16 protein-coding genes are annotated in these 17,990 nt (G+C 67.6%); 8 read left to right on the top strand and 8 right to left on the bottom strand.

Features of this window, described 5'->3' with window-relative positions; all coding sequences use genetic code 11:
• Positions 1 to 16: 16 nt before the first annotated feature.
• From QM732_RS00855 to QM732_RS00840, 4 genes are all read right to left on the bottom strand, one after another.
• Positions 17 to 784, bottom strand: coding sequence for a class I SAM-dependent methyltransferase (locus QM732_RS00855; protein WP_415654324.1), 768 nt, complete (start codon positions 782 to 784; stop codon positions 17 to 19).
• 87 nt (positions 785 to 871) lie between these two features.
• A complete protein-coding gene (locus tag QM732_RS00850; RefSeq protein WP_415654323.1) occupies positions 872 to 2,905 on the bottom strand; it encodes an alkaline phosphatase in 2,034 nt (677 codons plus the stop codon).
• A gap of 16 nt (positions 2,906 to 2,921) precedes the next feature.
• Complete coding sequence (locus QM732_RS00845) at positions 2,922 to 3,413, bottom strand: hypothetical protein (RefSeq protein WP_415654322.1); 492 nt, start codon at positions 3,411 to 3,413, stop codon at positions 2,922 to 2,924.
• Between the two features lie 78 nt (positions 3,414 to 3,491).
• Positions 3,492 to 4,331 carry an SGNH/GDSL hydrolase family protein gene (locus QM732_RS00840; protein WP_415654321.1) on the bottom strand — a complete coding sequence of 280 codons (840 nt, stop codon included), beginning with the start codon at positions 4,329 to 4,331 and terminating at the stop codon, positions 3,492 to 3,494.
• Between the two features lie 359 nt (positions 4,332 to 4,690).
• Here QM732_RS00840 and chrA point away from each other — a divergent pair, with 359 nt between their 5' ends.
• The 3 genes from chrA to QM732_RS00825 all read left to right on the top strand — a co-directional run bounded on the left by chrA (position 4,691) and on the right by QM732_RS00825 (position 9,448).
• The gene (gene chrA, locus QM732_RS00835) at positions 4,691 to 6,028 is read left to right on the top strand and encodes a chromate efflux transporter (protein ID WP_415659315.1); all 1,338 of its coding nucleotides are present in this window, start codon (positions 4,691 to 4,693) and stop codon (positions 6,026 to 6,028) included.
• Positions 6,029 to 6,209: 181 nt separating this feature from the next.
• Entirely contained in the window at positions 6,210 to 8,855 is a 2,646-nt protein-coding gene (locus QM732_RS00830) for a TonB-dependent receptor (protein ID WP_415654320.1), read from the top strand.
• Between the two features lie 35 nt (positions 8,856 to 8,890).
• A complete protein-coding gene (locus tag QM732_RS00825) occupies positions 8,891 to 9,448 on the top strand; it encodes a DUF1439 domain-containing protein (protein ID WP_415654319.1) in 558 nt (185 codons plus the stop codon).
• Here the strand turns inward: QM732_RS00825 and QM732_RS00820 are convergent.
• Genes QM732_RS00820 through QM732_RS00805 form a run of 4 tightly spaced genes read right to left on the bottom strand, consistent with a single transcriptional unit; the run spans position 9,445 to position 13,080 of the window.
• The gene (locus QM732_RS00820; RefSeq protein WP_415659314.1) at positions 9,445 to 10,239 is read right to left on the bottom strand and encodes a sulfite exporter TauE/SafE family protein; all 795 of its coding nucleotides are present in this window, start codon (positions 10,237 to 10,239) and stop codon (positions 9,445 to 9,447) included. The genes QM732_RS00825 and QM732_RS00820 overlap by 4 nt on opposite strands.
• 37 nt (positions 10,240 to 10,276) lie before the next feature.
• The gene (locus tag QM732_RS00815; protein ID WP_415654318.1) at positions 10,277 to 11,944 is read right to left on the bottom strand and encodes a TIGR01244 family sulfur transferase; all 1,668 of its coding nucleotides are present in this window, start codon (positions 11,942 to 11,944) and stop codon (positions 10,277 to 10,279) included.
• Positions 11,945 to 11,974: 30 nt separating this feature from the next.
• Entirely contained in the window at positions 11,975 to 12,871 is an 897-nt protein-coding gene (locus QM732_RS00810; RefSeq protein ID WP_415654317.1) for an MBL fold metallo-hydrolase, read from the bottom strand.
• Between the two features lie 23 nt (positions 12,872 to 12,894).
• Positions 12,895 to 13,080: a DUF2892 domain-containing protein gene (locus tag QM732_RS00805; protein WP_415654316.1), complete on the bottom strand. Its 186-nt coding sequence runs from the start codon at positions 13,078 to 13,080 to the stop codon at positions 12,895 to 12,897.
• A gap of 755 nt (positions 13,081 to 13,835) precedes the next feature.
• On the opposite strand from QM732_RS00805, the gene soxC reads away from it, so the two are divergent.
• The 5 genes from soxC to soxA are packed head-to-tail and all read left to right on the top strand — an operon-like array spanning position 13,836 to position 17,987.
• The gene (gene soxC / locus QM732_RS00800; protein WP_415654315.1) at positions 13,836 to 15,194 is read left to right on the top strand and encodes a sulfite dehydrogenase; all 1,359 of its coding nucleotides are present in this window, start codon (positions 13,836 to 13,838) and stop codon (positions 15,192 to 15,194) included.
• Positions 15,178 to 16,311, top strand: coding sequence for a c-type cytochrome (locus tag QM732_RS00795; protein WP_415654314.1), 1,134 nt, complete (start codon positions 15,178 to 15,180; stop codon positions 16,309 to 16,311). The genes soxC and QM732_RS00795 overlap by 17 nt, the downstream gene beginning before the upstream one ends.
• Positions 16,312 to 16,347: 36 nt before the next feature.
• Positions 16,348 to 16,806, top strand: coding sequence for a thiosulfate oxidation carrier protein SoxY (soxY, locus tag QM732_RS00790; protein ID WP_415654313.1), 459 nt, complete (start codon positions 16,348 to 16,350; stop codon positions 16,804 to 16,806).
• Positions 16,807 to 16,834: 28 nt separating this feature from the next.
• Positions 16,835 to 17,146 carry a thiosulfate oxidation carrier complex protein SoxZ gene (soxZ, locus tag QM732_RS00785; RefSeq protein ID WP_415654312.1) on the top strand — a complete coding sequence of 104 codons (312 nt, stop codon included), beginning with the start codon at positions 16,835 to 16,837 and terminating at the stop codon, positions 17,144 to 17,146.
• Positions 17,147 to 17,165: 19 nt separating this feature from the next.
• The gene (gene soxA, locus QM732_RS00780; RefSeq protein ID WP_415654311.1) at positions 17,166 to 17,987 is read left to right on the top strand and encodes a sulfur oxidation c-type cytochrome SoxA; all 822 of its coding nucleotides are present in this window, start codon (positions 17,166 to 17,168) and stop codon (positions 17,985 to 17,987) included.
• Positions 17,988 to 17,990 lie beyond the last annotated feature (3 nt).

Genomic DNA, 17,990 nt, shown 5'->3' with positions numbered 1-17,990 from the left:
TTTGCCCGCACTGTCGTCAAGGCTTGACGAACTTCAGCGTCATGCGATCGCTCTCGCCGATGGCTTGGTACTTCGCGCGGTCCTTGTCCTTGAGCGCGAAGGTCGGCGGCAGCGTCCAGACGCCTTCGGGATGCTCGGCCGTATCCCTGGCGTTGGCATTGACCTCGCTGCGGCCCGCCAGCTTGAAGCCGGCGTTCTCGGCGAACTTGATGACAACGGCCTCATGCACATAGCCCGAGCCGGCCTTGGGATCTTGGGTGCGCGAGGCCGGCAGGCGATGCTCCTCCACGCCCAGCACGCCGCCCGGCTTCAGCGCCTTGAAGGCCGCGTCGAACACGGCTTGCGCCGTACCGGCGCTCATCCAGTTGTGCACGTTGCGGAAGGTCAGCACCGCGTCGGCGCTGCCCGGAGGGGCGATATCGAACTGGCCCTTGGCGGGGTTGAAACTGGTGATGGTGACCTTGCCATAGATGCCCATGGACTCCATCTTGGCCTTGAAGCGTGCGCCGCCACCGTCTGCGGCATAAAGCTGGCCTGTCTCGCGCAGATAGGGCGCCAGGATCTCGGTGTACCAGCCGCCGCCCGGCGCCAGCTCAACCACCGTGTGGTTGGGCTTGATGCCGAAGAAGCTCAGCGTCTCGTATGGGTGGCGCGCGGCGTCGCGCGCGACATTGCCGACCAGGCGGTTGTCGGCCGCGATGGCGGCCTTCAGCGGGTCGGCCGTCTGGGCCTGGGAGCCGACGGCAGCGGCGGCAACGAGGGTGGCGATGAGCCAGGTCTTCATGGGTACGGTCTCCTGTTTGAGCCGAGCCAGTATCCCGTCTCGGCCGTACCCATGACTAAGGTCAGCCTGCCCCGCCATGGCCGGCCCTCAACGCCTGGGCTTGGGCGGCTTCTTGGCGCCGCTGGAGTCGGCCGGCGCGACGACGCCCTTCACCGCCGCTTGCGCGAGCTTGAAGAACACGTCGGTGTTGTCGATGACGCCGGTAAAGGCCAGTGCGCCGGGGCCGTAAGCCGACAGCGGCACATCAGTAGCCGTGTGCACAGCCTGCTCGCCGGGCACCTGGCCGGTCACTTGGTACTCACCCAGCGCGTCATCTCGCTCTGCCGCGTTGGCGGGATACCACTTCAGCGGCATCTCGCCGACGAACGGCTGCTGGCCGTCACGTTGCGGTGTCTTCTTGGTGCGCCAGTCCTCGTAGCGGTCGGCGTTGGCGCCGTAGCCCACCAGCAGGCGATAGTCGATGTCGGTCGTCTCGGGGTAACCGTCAGGCGCCAGCCTGTAGTGCGGGAAGCCGGCCTTCTCGTAGACGCCCACCACGCTGTTGCGCAGGTTGGCCACGCCCTTCTTGGCCGCCAGCTCGGCGAGCTTGGCATCCGTCACGATGGAGCCCCCGATCAGCGCGGCGCCGGAGCACTCGTGATCGGCCGTGACAATGACCAGCGTGTCGCCTTGCTCGGCCGCGAAGTCCTGCGCCACGCGCACGGCACGATCGAACTCCAGCGTGTCCAGCATCCAGCGCTCGGTGTCCATGTTGTGGGCTTGCTTGTCGATGGACGCGCCTTCGATCATCAGCACGAAGCCCTTGGGCGAGCGCCTGAGCACGTTGATGGCCTGGGCTGCCATCTCGTCCAGCATGGGCTGGTCGGGCAGGCCGAAGTCTTCCACGACGCTGGCACCGGAGAGACCGTTCTTGTCCGCGCCGCGGCGGCCGTTGATCTTGTCCAGCGCCACATTCATGTTGGAGAACGCGAACAGGCCCAGCAGCGGCCTGGCCGGATCGGCCTTGTCCAGTTCGGCCTTGGTCGCAGCGTACTGGAATCCGGCAGACTGGAAGTCCTGGATGAGATCGCGCCCCTTGTCCAGGCCGCCAGCGGACACGCCCCAGCGTTTGACGATCTCGGCCGTATGCGGATCGATGGCGGAGAACGCGTAGTCGTTGGTTTCGGTGCGCGCCGAGCCGGGCGTTCCCGCCGGCAGGAACCACTTGCGGCCGCCGCCCATCAGCACCGTCAAGCCCGTGTGGGCGCGGTCGTCGAAGAACTGGTCCACGATGCCGGTGCCGGCGCCGCGATTGCTGGTGTGCACGGCGTTGCCAGCCGGCGTGGCGTCGAAGACGTCGGCCGTGGTCACGATGCCCAGCTGTTTGCCCTGCGTGCGGTGCAGGTATTCGGACAGGTATTCGACGCGTGGGTTGTCGAACGGGTCGACCGTATCGTCGGGAAACACGCCCTCCTCGTTGTTGTTGTTCTTGTTGCCGCTCACATAGGCCGTCATGCCTGGCGAGGAGTCCGTGACGATTGAGTTCAGCGATGAAGTCTTGACCAGTGCAGTGGCCGAGAAGCTGTCCATGGCCAGCGGCTCGATGGCCTTGCCCTGGGCATAGCCATGCACGATGCGGGCGGCGGTGCGCTGCGCCGCGCCCATGCCGTCACCCAGCAGGATGATGATGTTCTTGATCTTGGGGCCCATCGCTGCCGAGAAGGGCACGACCTCGAAGTTCCCCTTGGCAACGACACGCTGGCCGTCTGCCTGCGTCGCCTCGACGCTGAACTCGTGCTTCCCCGCGGCGCTGGCGCTGAGCGCGCGCACGGTAGCGATGGCCGTCTCGGCGGCGGCGCCCTTCACACAGCCCGTCGAACAGTCGCGCAGCGCGACGGCAGCGCCCACCGGCTTGCCGTCGACGAGGAAGCGCGCGGCCGTGATCTTCTGACCCGCGTCGGGCCTGATCGTTGCCTGCAGGTCAAAGCGCTGGCCGGGCAGGAAGCGGGCGATGACGGGGTCGGCGCGGCCGCTGGAGAACAGCTCGCTAGGCGGTGTCAGGCGCGTCACGGTGGGGGCGGCAACGGCGGTGCCGCAGGCGCAGGCGACGGCGGCGGCAAGGAGCAGGGCGGGGTGTTTCATCGTCTTCCGGATGAGGTCAATGCGAATGGGCTGTTGCCGCGGCGGCGGGCTGGGCGGCCAGCGCGTCGGACGCGAGGTGCAGGCGCAGCCAGGAAACGCGGCCGGTCTCGTCCTCGGCCGCGCCGTACTCGAGGCGGCCGCTCAGCGCCAGCGGCCCGGCCTGGTGGGCTACGACGCGGCCGCGCTGGGCCTCAGGCAGCAGCACGGTGACGGTGGCGGCAGGCAGGTCATCGGCCTCGCCGTCGGCATGCTCGGACATGGCGACCGGTCGCGGCGTCAGCAGAAAACGTCCCGGCTGCACATGCTCGCGCTGCACCATGAAGCCGACCAGGCGAACTTCACGGCCGCGGGCGGCGAGCAATCGGGCCGTCGGCTCCAGGCCGCGCGGGCCGGCAGGCTGCACGAAGAAGTCGCCGAAGCCCAGCTCCAGCGGGGCCTCGGCAGCGAGGGCGGCCGATGTGGAGGTGATCAGGCCGCTCAGGGCCAGCAGGACAGGCAGCAGCTTCATGCGACGCGGCATTGCAAAACCGGCGATGCTGGTCGCGCTGCGTGACAAGGGCGTGACGGCGCCGGGCGCCACCCCGTCTCAGGCCAGTCGGTCGGCCCAGATGCTGGCCTGCTTGCGCCAGCCTCTGGCGTTGGGGTGGATCTCGTTCTTCCAGTCGCCGCTGCTGCCAGTGGCGTCGGGCGAGGCCGGGGTCAGCACGCCAGTGGTGGGCATCAGCTCGACGCCAGTGCGCCCGATGGCCCACCCCTCGACCGCGGCCTTGATGTCCCTGAACAGCCCCTGAGTCAGGGACGGCCACAGCGACGGGTCGATGTGGTTGCTGCGGTAGGCCGTCCACAGCCAGGGGCCGACCAGGCCGGGTATGGCCGGCGCATTACGGGCGACCGGCGTGTCGTAGCAGTTCAGCAGCAGGGGTGTGCCCGCGTTTCTGGAGCTGGCCCGCAGCGCGTCGTACATGGCTGCGAAATTGGGGTTCAGGAAACCATCGACCAAGCTCCTCAGGGCCTCCTGGCGGACGCATTCGTAGCCATCGGCGGGCAGGGGCTGGCCCTGCATGTCGCGCAGCAAGCCTTCGCCCGCCGCCTCATCGCGGGCTGCGTCGATGAAGTCGTTGCCGCCGGCGCTGAGCAGGACGGCGTCGTAGCGCAACTGCTTCAGCCACCATAGGTAGTCGCCACTCATGGTCGCGGAGATGCGCTGCAGCGTCTGGCCTGAGGTAGAAATGTTGATGATGAGGTGGGTCTTGCCCCGCCGGTTGAACTCTTCGGCGAGGTAGTAGGGCAGCGAGCCCTGGACCGCTGCGCTGGCGTCCATCCAGGAATCGCCCTCGGCGAGAAAGGTCTTCTCGAAGGGCCCGAACTGGTCGGCCTGCTCCGGACGAACCAGGTAGCGGCTCCCGGTGATCACCACGGACGTCATGAACTCTCCCCTGGGCTGGGCACCCGATGTCGGCGGGCGCCAGCCTCGGGCATATCCGCTTGCGGCGCCACGGGGTCGCCCCGAACGGATCCCCAACTCTGCGGAGATCGCAGCCGCCGGGGCGCCGCAGTGGAGCGCCCAAGAAAAACCCTTCGGCCGGCGGAGCGGTCCGAAGGGCTGAATCCACCCTTGGCGGGAGGAGGAGACAAACAGTGGGGCAACGTTAACGCCAGACAAACCCCCACGGCGATCAAGTTCACGACTGAACGCATGCCAAAAGCGCCGCGAGACATCAGGCAAGGCAGGACAGGCACCAGGACCTACATTGCCACCTCACCCCGCCCGCCGGAGACACAGCCATCGCCACCTCCCCGCCCTGCCCCGTCGGCTTCTGGGAAGCCCTGCGCTTCTGGCTCAGGCTCGGTTTCGTCAGCTTTGGCGGGCCGGCCGGCCAGATCGCCATCATGCACACAGAGCTGGTGGAGCGGCGCCGCTGGATCAGCGAGCGGCGTTTCCTGCATGCCCTGAACTACTGCATGCTGCTACCCGGCCCCGAAGCCCAGCAGCTGGCCACCTACATCGGCTGGCTGATGCACGGCACCCGGGGCGGGCTGGTGGCCGGTGCGCTCTTCGTTCTTCCATCACTGTTCATCCTGGTCGCGCTGTCCTGGATCTACCTGGCCTGGGGCCAACTGCCGCTGGTGGCCGGGCTGTTCTACGGCCTCAAGCCGGCCGTGACGGCGCTGGTTCTGCACGCGGCCCACCGCATTGGCACGCGTGCATTGAAGAACGCATGGCTCTGGGCCATCGCCGCTGCGGCCTTTGTCGCCATCTTTGCACTGGACGCGCCCTTCCCGCTCATCGTGCTGACCGCTGCCCTCGTCGGGCATTTCGGCGGCCGATGGGCGCCGCAGGTCTTCACACCCGGCGGCGCCCCAGGTACGGAAGGACCCGGCCATGGCCCGGCGCTCATCGACGACGCTACACCCACGCCGGCCCACGCCCACTTCGGCCGTACCCGGCTGGCGCGCGTGCTGGCCGCCGGCCTCGGGCTGTGGGCGGCCGCGATGGCAGCCCTGATGCTGGTCTGCGGCGTGCAGGGGGCGCTGACGCAGATGGGCTGGTTCTTCACCAAGGCGGCGCTGCTGACTTTCGGCGGCGCCTACGCCGTACTGCCCTATGTCTACCAGGGCGCCGTGGAGCAGCACCAGTGGCTGACGGGCACACAGATGATCGACGGCCTGGCCCTCGGGGAGACGACACCGGGGCCGCTGATCATGGTGGTGGCCTTTGTCGGCTTCGTGGGCGGCTGGACGAAGCAGCTGTTCGGCCCCGATGCCCTCTTCCTGGCCGGCGCGGCGGCCGCCGGCGTGGTCACTTTCTTCACCTTCCTGCCGTCCTTCGTGTTCATCCTGGCAGGCGGCCCGGTCATCGAGTCCACGCACGGCCAGTTGCAGTTCACTGCCCCGCTGACGGCGGTCACAGCCGCCGTCGTCGGCGTCATCCTGAACCTGGCGCTGTTCTTCGCCTGGCATGTACTGTGGCCGAAAGGGCTGACCGGGCGCATCGACACGATCCCGGCGCTGATCGCCGTCGGAGCCAGCATCGCGCTGTTCCGCTTCAGGCTGGGCATCATGCCGCTGCTGGCCTCGTGCGCGGTGCTGGGGCTGGCTGCAAGCTGGCTGCAAGGCAGCTGAGCCGAAACCGGGGCGCACGCCCCCGGCCGGGCGGGGGCTGTGGCCACGCCGTCACGCATTCCGAAATCAAGATAGCTGCGCGCAAAGAAGTCATATCTGGCGCATGTAACCGCTCCGTACCATGGTTTTCAGCCGGCCCCCGAGAGGGCCGTCGTCACTAGAAAAACCTACGGAGACATCCATGCCCAAGACCCTTTTCAAGCCAACTCGGCTTGCCCTGCTGCTACAAGCCCTCGTGCTGCTGCCGGCCACCGCCCAGACTGGCGCACCCACCCCAAATGACAACGCTGCCGACAAGCTGGACACCGTTGTCGTCAGCGGCATCCGCGCCTCAGTGCGCAAGGCGCTGGACACCAAGGAAGCGTCCAACAGCATGATTGAGGTCATCGCGTCGGAGGACATCGGCAAGCTGCCCGACACGACCATCGCCGAGTCCCTGGCGCGGCTGCCGGGCCTGTCCGCCGGCATCGACCGCGGCAATGCCAGCCAGATCGTCGCTCGCGGCCTGGGCCCGCGCTTCGTCGGTGCAACGCTGAATGGCCGCGAATTCGCCTCCTCCGAGCCCGACCGTGCGGTGCGCTTCGAGATGTTTCCCTCGGAGTCGGTATCAGGTGCGACGGTCTACAAGACGCAATCCGCAGAAATCGTCGAAGGCGGCATCGCCACCACCATTGACCTGCAAACCGTGCAGCCGTTGGCTTACCGCGAACGCACGGTTTCGCTGAAGGCTGACGCGCTGTACTACCAGCTCGGCAAGGACATCCAGGGCGCAAAGAAGTACGCGCCCCGCCTGGGCGGCATCTACGTGGATCAGTTCGCCGACCGCACCGTCGGCGTGGCTCTGGCCTTCAGCTACTACGACCAGCCCTCGCTGGAGGATCGTGTCGACAACTGGGGCTTCAACGAGGAGCACTCCGCCGACGTGACTGGCGACGGCAAGGTGGACAAGACACCCTGGGGCTTCCAGAACGGCGTAAAGAAAGGCACCGACAAACGCTCCAGCCTGCTGGGCAAGATTGAGTACCGGCCCAACGCCAACGTGGCCATCACGGGCGACGTCTATGCCGCCCGCTCCAACATCCTCGAGCCCACGCTGGTGCACGTGGAAGGCAACGTCGGCAACTGGGACGGCTGGCAAAGCGGCGCCTTCAGCAAGGTCACGACCGATGGCGGCTACGTGACCGGCGCGACGGTGGCAGACGTCAACCTGGACAACCTGAACGCCCGCTGGAAGCAGAACATGCGCAACTTCGCCGCAGGCCTGAACGGCAAGTTCAAGCTCGACGACTGGAATCTGGACGCTGACATCGCACGCTCCACCGCTGGACGCGACACGATGTGGACCGCCGTGCAGATGAGCATGCTGCAGCCCGGATCCGTGACCTGGAGCTTCCCACGCGACGGCTGGATGACCTACAGATTCAGCCGCGACTCCGGCGACCCGGCCGCCTTCTCCACCAACGTCTTCGAGACCTGGGGGCCTACCTATGCCGGCAAGCTAAACGACGCGCTGAACTCACAACAGTTCAACGCCAGCCGCGCCGTGAAGTGGGGCGATTTCAGCCGGCTCAAGTTCGGCCTGCGCGCCACGCAACGCGAGAAGTCTTATGCCCAGACCTCGTGGAACTACGCTTCGGCGGCCACCATCCCGACCAGCGCATTCCGGCGCGTGAGCGTCGCCGGCCGGCCCGACTTCATCGAGTTCGCTGAAGGCTTCGACAATGCCGTACCCAAGTACTTCGGCACCGCCGCCCTCAGCGCCGACGGCCGCAGCCCCACCACCGGCGACATGGTGCAAAACAACTGGCGAGCCAAGGAAAGCAGCACAGCGGCCTTCGCTCAGGCCGACCTGAGCGGCAGCGCCTTCGGCGACCTGAGCTACCGCGGCAACCTGGGCCTGCGTGCCGTGCACAGCCGCCAGACCGGCTACGGCATGGAGCAGCTCAACGGCGGCACGCCCACGCCGGTGTCCGCCGGCACGAGCTACACGCGCTTCCTGCCCAGCCTCAACCTCATCCTCAACCTCGACTCGGAGGACGTGAACCAGCTGCGCTTCGGCGTCTCGCGAGCCATGGCTCGCGCGCCGCTGGATGTCATGAACGCCGCGCACACCGTCAGCATCGACCCCAATGGCGTCAACCCCACGACGGTCTCGGGGGGTAACCCGCTGCTCAAGCCCATGATGGCCAGCCAGGTCGACCTGACCTACCAGCGCTTCTTCGACAAGGACAGCCTGGCCTCGGTGGGCCTGTTCTTCAAGAAGGTCAGTGACTACATCGGCATCGCGTCAGTCGCCGGCAGCTTCAACGGCAAGCCGGCCTACTACACGCAGCAGGTCAACCGCGAAGGCGGCAACGTCAAGGGCATAGAGCTGGTCTACCAGCAAGCCTTCACCGGACTGCCGGCGCCCTGGAACAGCCTCGGCCTGATGGCCAACTACACCTACACCGACAGCAACATCAAGGAGAACGGCGACCGTAGCGGCGGCAGCTTCAACCCCATCGCCACCAATGGACTGATGAAGAGCAACGGCGGCCTGACGCTCTGGTACGCCCGCAACGGCTTCGAGGCCCGCCTGGCCGCAAACCACCACTCGGCCTACAACCGCGCGCCGACCTGGGATTCAACCGCCTTCCAGATCAACGGCGCCGAGACCTGGGTGTCGGCCAATGTGTCGCAGCAGCTCACGTCGCAGCTGCAGCTGCGCTTGGGCGTCGAGAACGCAACCAACCAGCGCGTGACCTATACCGACCCGCTCAATCCGTGGCACCAGACCAACTTCCAGTTCGGACGGCGCTTCAACGTGGGTCTGACCTACAAGCTGTGACGCAGGCGCGGCGGGGATGGCGTAGCCTTGGCGCCATGTCCCGCCGTCTCGCTGCCATCACCGCCGCCCTGCTCGCCGCCGTGGCGCTCGCCACCTGCGCAGCCGTCAACCACCTGGCTGACGGCCATCTCGACATCGAGCAGGCCGAGCTGCAGGCGCGCATCGCGCCGCGCTTCCCCACGCATCAATGCAAGCTCGTCGTCGCCTGCCTGGACTTGTCCAACCCCGTCGTCGTGCTGACCGAGGGAGAGGACCGCATCGGCCTCACGGTCGACACCAAGGTGGGGCTGAGCGGGCGCGAGTACACGGGCCGCGTTGGCTTCTCCGGCCGGCCGCGCTACGTGCCCGGCGAGGGCCAGCTCTTCCTGGACGACCTGCAGATCACCACTCTGGAGTTCGCCGGTCTACCCGACGAGTACGCCGCTCTCGTGAAGCTTCGCGGGCCGGCGGTGATCAACGCCCAGTTGCGCTCCCGCCCCGTCTACACGTTGGACGCCAGCACCGCCAAGGGAGCGTTGGCGAAAAGGGCCGTGCGCGACGTGAAGGTCGTCGGCGGCAAGCTGAGGATCAGCTTCGGCGCAGCAACGACTTAGCGGTCCGCCCATCCGGCGACGCGCAGCAGCATCAGCACGGCCACTACGGCCGCAAGGGCGCCGAAGGCCTGCTGCAACCGCGCCCCGCTCCAGCGCGCGCTGAACTGGCGGCCGACCAATAGCGCGAGGACCGCCCCCGCGGCGAACGGCAGCGCCACGGGCCAGGCCATCGCGCCCTGCGTAGCCGCACCTAGCACGCCCCCCACCGACACCAGCGCGATGACCGCCATGGACGTCGCGACCACACCGCGCGGCGGCACGTTGCTGATGCCAGACAGCATGGGCGCGATGACGAAGCCGCCCCCGACCCCAAGCAGCCCGCTGAGCATGCCCGACAGGCTGCCCGTCAGCGCAAGCATCGCGGTGCATGGCGCCCGCCACGACAACCGCCCGGTGGCCGGATTCATGGCGCAGAGCGGGGCCTTGGACGCCTGGACGGCCGCCGCGTCTACCGGCTTGCGACCCAGGCCAAGGTTGCGCCAAGCCACCCAGCCCAGCACGGCGGCGAATGCCGCCATCACCGGCTCGTTGGGCAGCTCGCGTGCAAGCCACACCCCCAGCGGCGCCACGAGCATGCCGGTCAGCCCGATCATCAGGGCAGCCCTATAGCGCACCAGCCCCTCCCTCAGCCCGAGCAGCGCGCCGATGGCCGCAGCCAGGCCTACCGCGAGCAGGCCGACGGGCGCTGCCTGGGCCATCTGCAGGTGCAGGCCGAACACCAGCAAGGGCACCGCCAGGATGCCGCCGCCGGCGCCCGTCAGCGCCAGCACGACGCCGACCACGCCTCCCATCAGCAGGCTCAGGCCGGCAACATCCCAAGCCACAGCTTCAGCCCGCCATCTCGGGTTGGGCCAGCCATTCGCGGCCCTTGAGCATGCCCTGCCAGTACAGCGGCGGCAAGATGCGCTCCTTCAGATACCAAGCCAGGCGTGATGGCCGCGTACCGTCGATGAACCAGCGAGGGAAGCTGGGCGCGAGTTTGCCGCCGTAGGTGAATTCGGCCAGCACGATCTTGCCCCGTTCCACCGTCAGCGGACAGGAGCCGTAGCCGTCGTAGCGCGCCTCGCCCTTGGCCGCGCCGCGCGCAGCGAGCACGTTGTGGGCCACCACGGGTGCTTGCTTGCGGGCTGCGGCCGCCGTCTTGGCATTGGTGGTGTTGCCGGCATCCCCCAGCGCGAAGACGTTGGGAAAGCGCTTGTGACGCAGCGTTGCCGGGTCCACGTCCACCCAGCCTGCCGCGTCGGCCAGCGGGCTGACGCGGATGAAGTCCGGCGCCCTCTGCGGCGGCACCACGTGGATCATGTCGAACTCGCGCACCACCTGGGTCTTGCTACCGTCGGCGTTCGCCTGGCTGAAGGTGGCCTTGCGTGCCGGCCCGTCGATGGCGACAAGCGACTGGCCGAAGTTCAGGTGGATGCCGTACGCCTGCACGTACTCCATCAGCGCAGGCACATAGTCGGGAACGCCGAAGAGCACGGCGCCGGCATTGCAGAACTGGATGTCCACGTCGCGCAGCACGCCAGCCCGGCGCCATTGGTCTGCCGACAGGTACATCGCCTTCTGCGGCGCTCCGGCGCACTTGATGGGCATGGGTGGCTGGGTGAACATGGCACGGCCGCCGTTCAGCCCTCGCACGAGCTGCCAGGTGTAGGGCGCCAGGTCGTAGCGGTAGTTGGACGTGACGCCGTGACGGCCCAGGGTCTCGACGAGCCCGTCAATGCCGTGCCAGTCCAGCTTCAGGCCGGGGCAGACGATGAGCTGGCGGTACTTGACGACGCGACAGCCGTCGAGGATGACCGCGTCGCGCTCCGGCTCGAAGGCTGCCACGGCGGCCTTCAGCCAGTGAACCCCGCGCGGCAGTACCGAGGCCATCGTGCGCGCGGTGCGCGACGCATCGAAGACCCCGCTGCCCACCAGTGTCCACCCGGGCTGGTAGTAGTGCACGTCGGCAGGATCAATGACGGCGATGTCCAGGTCCGGCTGGCGCGCCAGCAGGCTGGACGCCACCGCGATGCCGGCCGCGCCGCCACCGATGATGACGACCTGGTGCGTCGCGTCGGCCACCTCCACGGGCGTCTTGCCGCCGTTGGCGAGGCGGCGCACCACGCCCTTGAGGTCGTAGCCGGCGCCTGCGGCGCGCTCGATGATCTGGGGCAGCGGCAGCGTACCGGACTGGGACAGCGCCCACATCGTCGACGAGCGCATGCCGGTGCGGCAGAAGGCCAGCACGGGCTTGGAGCTGACGGCCATCAGCGCGCCGAACTGGCGGCCCTGCTCGTCGGTGACCTTGCCCGATTCGGCGGGCAGATAGTGCATGGAGATGCCCAGCCCGCGGGCCGCTGCTTCAAGTTCGGCAAAAACTGGCTGGTCGTTTCCCTCGCCGTCAGGACGATTGCAGATCAGCGTACGGAAGCCCGCGCGGGCAATCGCAGGCAGGTCGGGCGGGTGAATCTGCGCCGCCACCGACAGCTCGGGCGTCAGGGTCTTGAGTTCCATGGTTTGTCTCCTTGTCTTCTTGTCAGGGACTCAGACCGCGTTGAGCGGGATCTTGAGGTAGCGCAAGCCGTTGTCCTCGGCGGGCGGCAGCTCGCCGGCGCGCATGTTCACCTGCACGGAAGGCAGGATCAGCGTGGGCATGCCCAGCGTCGCGTCGCGGGCCTGGCGCATGGCGACGAAGCTGTCTTCGCTGATGCCGTCGCGCACGTGGATGTTGTGGGCACGTTCGTCGGCCACCGTGCAGATGAACTGCACCTCTCGGCCACCGGGCTGGTAGTCGTGGCACATGTAGAGGCGAGTCTGTGGCGGCAGGCTCAGCACCTTGTTGATGGAGCGGTACAGCGCACGCGCGTCACCGCCGGGGAAGTCGCAACGCGCGGTACCGTAGTCGGGCATGAAGAGGGTGTCGCCGACAAAGGCGGCAATGTCCGCCTCGGCGCCCTCGCCAGCCGTCACCACGTAGGTCATGCAGGCCGGCGTATGGCCGGGTGTGTGCAGCGCACGCGCCTGCAGACCGCCGATAGCGAAGCCCTCGTCGTCCCCGAACAGGTGGTCGAACTGGCGGCCATCGCGGGCAAAGTCGGGTCCGGCATTGAACAGCTTGCCGAAGACCTGCTGCACAGTCGTGATGTGGCAGCCTATGGCCACCCTACCGCCCAGCGCCTGGCGGAGATAGGGCGCGGCGGACAGGTGGTCGGCGTGCACGTGGGTCTCGAGAATCCACTGCACCTGCGCGCCCAGCTGCCGCACTCGCTCGATCAGGCGGTCTGCGCTGGCGGTGGACGTTCGGCCGGACTTGGGGTCGTAGTCCAGCACGCTGTCAACGAGAGCGCATTGACCCGTCGGGCGGTCAAGCACCAGGTAGCTGACGGTCCAGGTCGCGGCGTCGAAGAAGCCCTCGATCTGCGTCCGGGAGGCATCGTTCATGCGAATCTCCAGATGACGGGCGCTCAACGCCGACAGGTGTTGATGCCCAGCACCGCGTACAGCGGGCACCAGCCCACGATGCCGGTCAGCAGCGGCACGACGCCGATCCAGCCCCAGGCACCCACGGTGCCGGTGGCGGCCAGCGCGATCAATGCCAAGCCGGCGACGACGCGCAGGCCCCGATCCACGGTTCCTTCATTTGCTTTCATCAAGGTCTCCTCGTTGGGACATTGCCGATGCACCGTTGCAACGGCAGCAGCCGGTGTCTCAAGCCAGTGGCATTTCAAGAGGCGTGCCAGGCCGTGGCAACGCAGCACTCGACATGCTCAAGCCATTGAGGCATAACGGGATTCCGCACCAGCGACTTGGCCGGCGATGCGCACTGCATGCCACCATCGACTGCCATATGCCACCGAACTGGCAGCCCCATGGCAGTCCATGACAGTCCCCTGGCAGCAATCGCAGCCGCCGCACGCCATCGCCCGCTTCCGCGCCAAGGGTGCCGCCGGACAAAGCCGCATGCCTGCAGCCGCCGCCAAGTCCCCCTGCAGTCCTGCCAGCGCAGCCCCAGACCCTGACCAGCCCGGCGAGCGCTGCCCCATGAAGCACGCCTTCGAGTCAAAGGGCCCTGCGTGCCGAACCTTCACTGATCACACCGCGTGCCCCTCCGGAGCCTAGGGTTGCCACCAGGCCCTGCAACATCCATCATCGTTAATATAATGATTCACTGATGTTGATGGAGATCAACGTCCATGAAGGCACCCCAAGCGGCTGACCAGCGGCTGAGGTGCCCGCTGGATGAACAAGGGCCTGGCCGGGATGCCAGCCCACAGGAGACAAGGCTTCTTATGCCGTGCACCGACTTTGCGGCGCCCCCCTCGCCGGCCCATGCCGATGCGGGGTACGCCGGCGTCACCCGCCTGGGCAGCGCCCGGCCCGCCCCGACAGCTTCCGGGAATCTGCCTTGAACCACGACCCCTCCCAGTCCGGCCGCCTTCGCAAGGCGCCGGAGAACTTCCTTTCACCGGACGGCGTCCGGTCCGTCTTCGACGAGGCCAAGCAGGGTCGTCGCGACTTTGTGCGCAACGCTTTCGCGGCGGCGCTGGCCGGCAGCAGCGCCGTCGCGGCACAGGCTGCTCCCGATGGAGATCCCAACATCCTGACCCTGCCCGAGCACAGCCAGGGCCTGGGGCAGGCGGTCGTGACGGATGGCTATGGCAAGCCCTCCAAGTACGAGGCCAATGTGCAGCGTCGCCCCAGCCCGGGTCTGACGCAGACCACGCAGGCCTCGGTCTCCTTCGCGCCGCTGCAGTCGCTGTTCGGCATCGTCACGCCCAGCGGCCTGCACTTCGAGCGCCACCACCAAGGCTGGTGGGACATCGACCCGTCCAAGCATCGGCTCATGATCAACGGCAGCGACAGCGCGCTGCTGAAGCGGCCTCTGGTGTTCACGATGGACGAGCTGATGCGCCTGCCCAGCGTCAGTCGCTTCCACTTCATCGAATGCGGCGCCAACACCGGCATGGAGTGGGGCAACGTGGCCGTTCCCACTTGCCAGTACACCCACGGCATGCTGAGCTGCAGCGAGTTCACAGGCGTACCACTGCGCGTGCTGTTCGACCTGTGCGGCGTGGACTACAAGCGCGCCCGCTACGTGCTCGCCGAGGGCGCTGATGGCTCCAGCATGACACGCACCGTGCCCATGGAACTGGTCGAGAGCGGTGAGGTCTTCGTCGCCTACGGCCAGAACGGCGAGATGCTGCGCCCCGAGCAGGGCTACCCGCTGCGCCTGGTGGTGCCGGGCGTGCAGGGCGTAAGCTGGGTCAAGTACCTGCGCCGCCTGGAGGTGGGCGACCAGCCCTATGCCACCAAGGACGAGGCGGTGCACTACATCGACCTCATGCCCGGTGGCCTGCATCGCCAGTACACCAGCACCCAGGAATGCAAGAGCGTCGTCACGACGCCTTCGGGCGGCCAGATGCTGCTCGACAAGGGCTACTACCAGATCAGCGGGCTGGCCTGGTCCGGCCGCGGCAAGATCAGGCAGGTGGACGTGACAACCGACGGCGGCCGCAACTGGCGCACCGCTCGGCTGCAGGATCCGGTGATGAGCAAATGCCTGACCCGCTTCACGCTGGACTGGCAATGGGATGGCAAGCCTGCCATCGTGCAGAGCCGCGCCACCGACGAGACCGGCTACGTGCAGCCCAGCACCCGCCAGCTGCGCGCAGTACGCGGCACACGGTCGATCTATCACAACAACGCCATCCAGTCCTGGCTGGTGGAGGAAAGCGGCGAGGTGCGCAATGTCCAGCTCTCGTAAGTTCGCCGCAGCGCTGCTTGGGCTGGCGGTACTGGGCCCGGCCTGGGCCCAGCAGGCCGCCACCGCGCCTGCCTACCCCGGTATCGGTCGCACGGCCACCAAGGCCGAGATCGCGGCCTGGGACATCGACGTGCGCCCCGACTTCAAGGGCCTGCCCAAGGGCTCTGGCTCGGTGAACCTGGGCCAGGAGGTCTGGGAGGCCAAGTGCGCGTCCTGCCACGGCATCTTTGGCGAAAGCAACGAGGTGTTCTCGCCGCTCGTTGGCGGCACGACGGCTGAAGACATCAAGGCCGGCCGCGTCGCACGGCTGAACGACACCACCTTCCCCGGCCGCACGACGCTGATGAAGGTCGCCACGCTGTCCACGCTGTGGGACTACATCAACCGGGCGATGCCGTGGAACGCGCCCAAGTCGCTGAAGACCGACGAGGTCTATGCAGTCACCGCCTACCTGCTCAGCCTGGGCGGGATCGTGCCCGAGGACTTCACGCTGTCCGACGCCAACATCGCCGACGTGCAAAAGCGCATGCCCAACCGCAACGGCATGACGACGGCGCACGCGATGTGGCCCGGCAAGAGCCTGGGCAAGGCCGCACCGCCAGACGTGAAGGCCACGGCCTGCATGCGCGACTGCGACACCGAACCCAAAGTGGCCTCGCTGCTGCCCGACTTTGCGCGCAACAACAACGGCAACCTCGCCGAGCAGCAGCGCCTCGTCGGCCCGCAGCGTGGCATCGACACCACCCGCCCGGCCGGGACGCGTCGCGACGGCCCGATCAGCATCGCTGCGACGCCGGCGCCAGCCGTAACGGCATCGCCCACGGTCACGCCGGCCCAGGCGCCAGCAACAGGCAATGTCGCCGCCGCCCTGGCGCTCATCAAGAAGAATTCGTGCACGGCCTGCCACGGCATGGACCAGAAGCTGGTCGGTCCTGGCTTCAAGCAGATCGCGGCCAAGCACGGTTCGCGCAGCGACGCCGAGGCCTATCTGGCGAGCCGGATCAAGAGCGGCGGCCAGGGTGTCTGGGGACCTATCCCCATGCCGGCCCAGGCCCTTCCGGATGCAGATTTGAAGACCATCGCCGCCTGGCTGGCCGCCGGCGCGGCCAGCCGTTGAACGCCCCACCCCGTGCATGACACCAAGGAGAACCCCATGCTGACCCGTCGAACCGCACTTGCCCGCTCCGCGCAGGTGGCCCTCATGCTGGGAGGCCTGGGCCTGCTGCCCCGGACCGCCATGGCTGCCTACCCGACCGCGGCCTTCGAAGCCAAGAGCCTGGCCGACCTGCTGAAGGTCCTGGGAGCAGGCGCCCCCGTCGAGAGCAAGGACGTCACCGTCACCGCGCCGGACATCGCCGAGAACGGCGCCGTCGTGCCGGTGGGTGCGTCCACCACGCTGCCCGGTGCCAAGCGCTTGCTCATACTGGTCGAGAAGAACCCGAGCGTGCTGTCGGCCGCCTTCGATGTGAATGAATCCGTCGAGCCCGCGTTCACGACGCGCGTGAAGATGGGTCAGTCCTCCAACGTCATCGCCGTTGCGCTGATGAACGACGGCAAGGTGCTGTTCGCGCAGAAGGAAGTCAAGGTCACCCTCGGCGGCTGCGGCGGCTGAAGCAACACTCAGATAGAAGGAGAACACCATGCCAGATCCGATGCGCATCCGGGCCCAGGCGGCCGGCGACAAGACCACTGTGCGTGTGCTGATGAGCCACGAGATGGAGACCGGCCTCCGCAAGGACGCGGCCGGCAAGACCATTCCCGCCTGGTTCATCCAGGAAGTCACCGCACAGCTCAACGGAAAGCCCGTCCTCACCGCCGAGTGGGGACCGTCAGTGTCCAAGAACCCTTTCCTGCAGTTCATCGTGAAGGGTGCCAAGGCCGGCGACAAGATCGCCGTTACCTGGCGCGATAACCGCGGCGAGACCCGCACCGACGAAGCCACCGTTTCCTGAACACTCCACTGGAGGGGACATGCGCTCAACAAGACTGATGGCCGCCATCGCAGCAGCCACCGCCGCCTTCGCGGCCGTACCGCTGCTGGCCCAGACCCAGCAACCCAAGTCCGCCGCCGACGGCATCGCCGAGTACCGCAAGATGCTCGAGGACGGCAATCCCGCTGAGCTCTTCGAGGCCAAGGGCGAGGAGCTGTGGAAGACCCCGCGCGGGCCGAAGAACGTGTCTTTGGAATCCTGCGACCTGGGCCTCGGCCCCGGCGTGGTCAAGGGCGCATGGGTGCAGCTGCCGCGCTGGTTCCCCGACACGAAGAAGGTGCAGGACCTGGAGTCGCGCCTGCTGTCCTGCATGCAGATGCTGCAGGGCTACGACGCCGAGGAGATTGCCAAGACGCCGTTCGACAAGGGCGAGCAGGCCTCCGTCACGGCGCTGGCGGCGTGGATCTCGTCCATGTCGCGCGGCATGAAGATGGCGCTGCCGCAGAAGCACGCCGAGGAGAAGCGGTACTACGAGCTCGGCAAGCGCGCGTTCTTCTACCGCGGCGGGCCAATGGACTTCTCCTGCGCAAGCTGCCACGGCGAACCGGGCAAGCGCATCCGCCTTCAGGACCTGCCCGACCTGACCAAGAACCCAGGTGACGGCGTCGGCTTCGCCGCCTGGCCCGCCTACCGTGTCTCCAGCGGCGAGCTGTGGAGCATGCAGCGCCGCCTCAACGACTGCTTCCGCCAGCAGCGCTTCCCCTACCCGGGCTTCGCGTCCGACGTGACGGTGGCGCTTGGCGTCTACATGGGCGTCAACGCCAAGGGCGCCGAGTCCATCGCACCCGCCATCAAGCGCTGAGGA

The sequence above is a fragment of the Roseateles sp. genome (genome assembly GCF_047654805.1).
GTDB lineage: Bacteria > Pseudomonadota > Gammaproteobacteria > Burkholderiales > Burkholderiaceae_C > Pelomonas.
The sequence above is the reverse complement of the archived record's forward strand: the minus strand, read 5'-3'. Positions and strand labels throughout refer to the sequence as shown.

Bases quoted from the DNA above. Each gene is read 5' to 3' on its own strand.
- QM732_RS00855 (WP_415654324.1), bottom strand. From the start codon at position 784: ATGAAGACCTGGCTCATCGCCACCCTCGTTGCCGCCGCTGCCGTCGGC.
- QM732_RS00850 (WP_415654323.1), bottom strand. From the start codon at position 2,905: ATGAAACACCCCGCCCTGCTCCTTGCCGCCGCCGTCGCCTGCGCCTGC.
- QM732_RS00845 (WP_415654322.1), bottom strand. From the start codon at position 3,413: ATGAAGCTGCTGCCTGTCCTGCTGGCCCTGAGCGGCCTGATCACCTCC.
- QM732_RS00840 (WP_415654321.1), bottom strand. From the start codon at position 4,331: ATGACGTCCGTGGTGATCACCGGGAGCCGCTACCTGGTTCGTCCGGAG.
- QM732_RS00830 (WP_415654320.1), top strand. From the start codon at position 6,210: ATGCCCAAGACCCTTTTCAAGCCAACTCGGCTTGCCCTGCTGCTACAA.
- QM732_RS00825 (WP_415654319.1), top strand. From the start codon at position 8,891: ATGTCCCGCCGTCTCGCTGCCATCACCGCCGCCCTGCTCGCCGCCGTG.
- QM732_RS00820 (WP_415659314.1), bottom strand. From the start codon at position 10,239: ATGGGAGGCGTGGTCGGCGTCGTGCTGGCGCTGACGGGCGCCGGCGGC.
- QM732_RS00815 (WP_415654318.1), bottom strand. From the start codon at position 11,944: ATGGAACTCAAGACCCTGACGCCCGAGCTGTCGGTGGCGGCGCAGATT.
- QM732_RS00810 (WP_415654317.1), bottom strand. From the start codon at position 12,871: ATGAACGATGCCTCCCGGACGCAGATCGAGGGCTTCTTCGACGCCGCG.
- QM732_RS00805 (WP_415654316.1), bottom strand. From the start codon at position 13,080: ATGAAAGCAAATGAAGGAACCGTGGATCGGGGCCTGCGCGTCGTCGCC.
- QM732_RS00795 (WP_415654314.1), top strand. From the start codon at position 15,178: ATGTCCAGCTCTCGTAAGTTCGCCGCAGCGCTGCTTGGGCTGGCGGTA.
- soxY (WP_415654313.1), top strand. From the start codon at position 16,348: ATGCTGACCCGTCGAACCGCACTTGCCCGCTCCGCGCAGGTGGCCCTC.
- soxZ (WP_415654312.1), top strand. From the start codon at position 16,835: ATGCCAGATCCGATGCGCATCCGGGCCCAGGCGGCCGGCGACAAGACC.
- soxA (WP_415654311.1), top strand. From the start codon at position 17,166: ATGCGCTCAACAAGACTGATGGCCGCCATCGCAGCAGCCACCGCCGCC.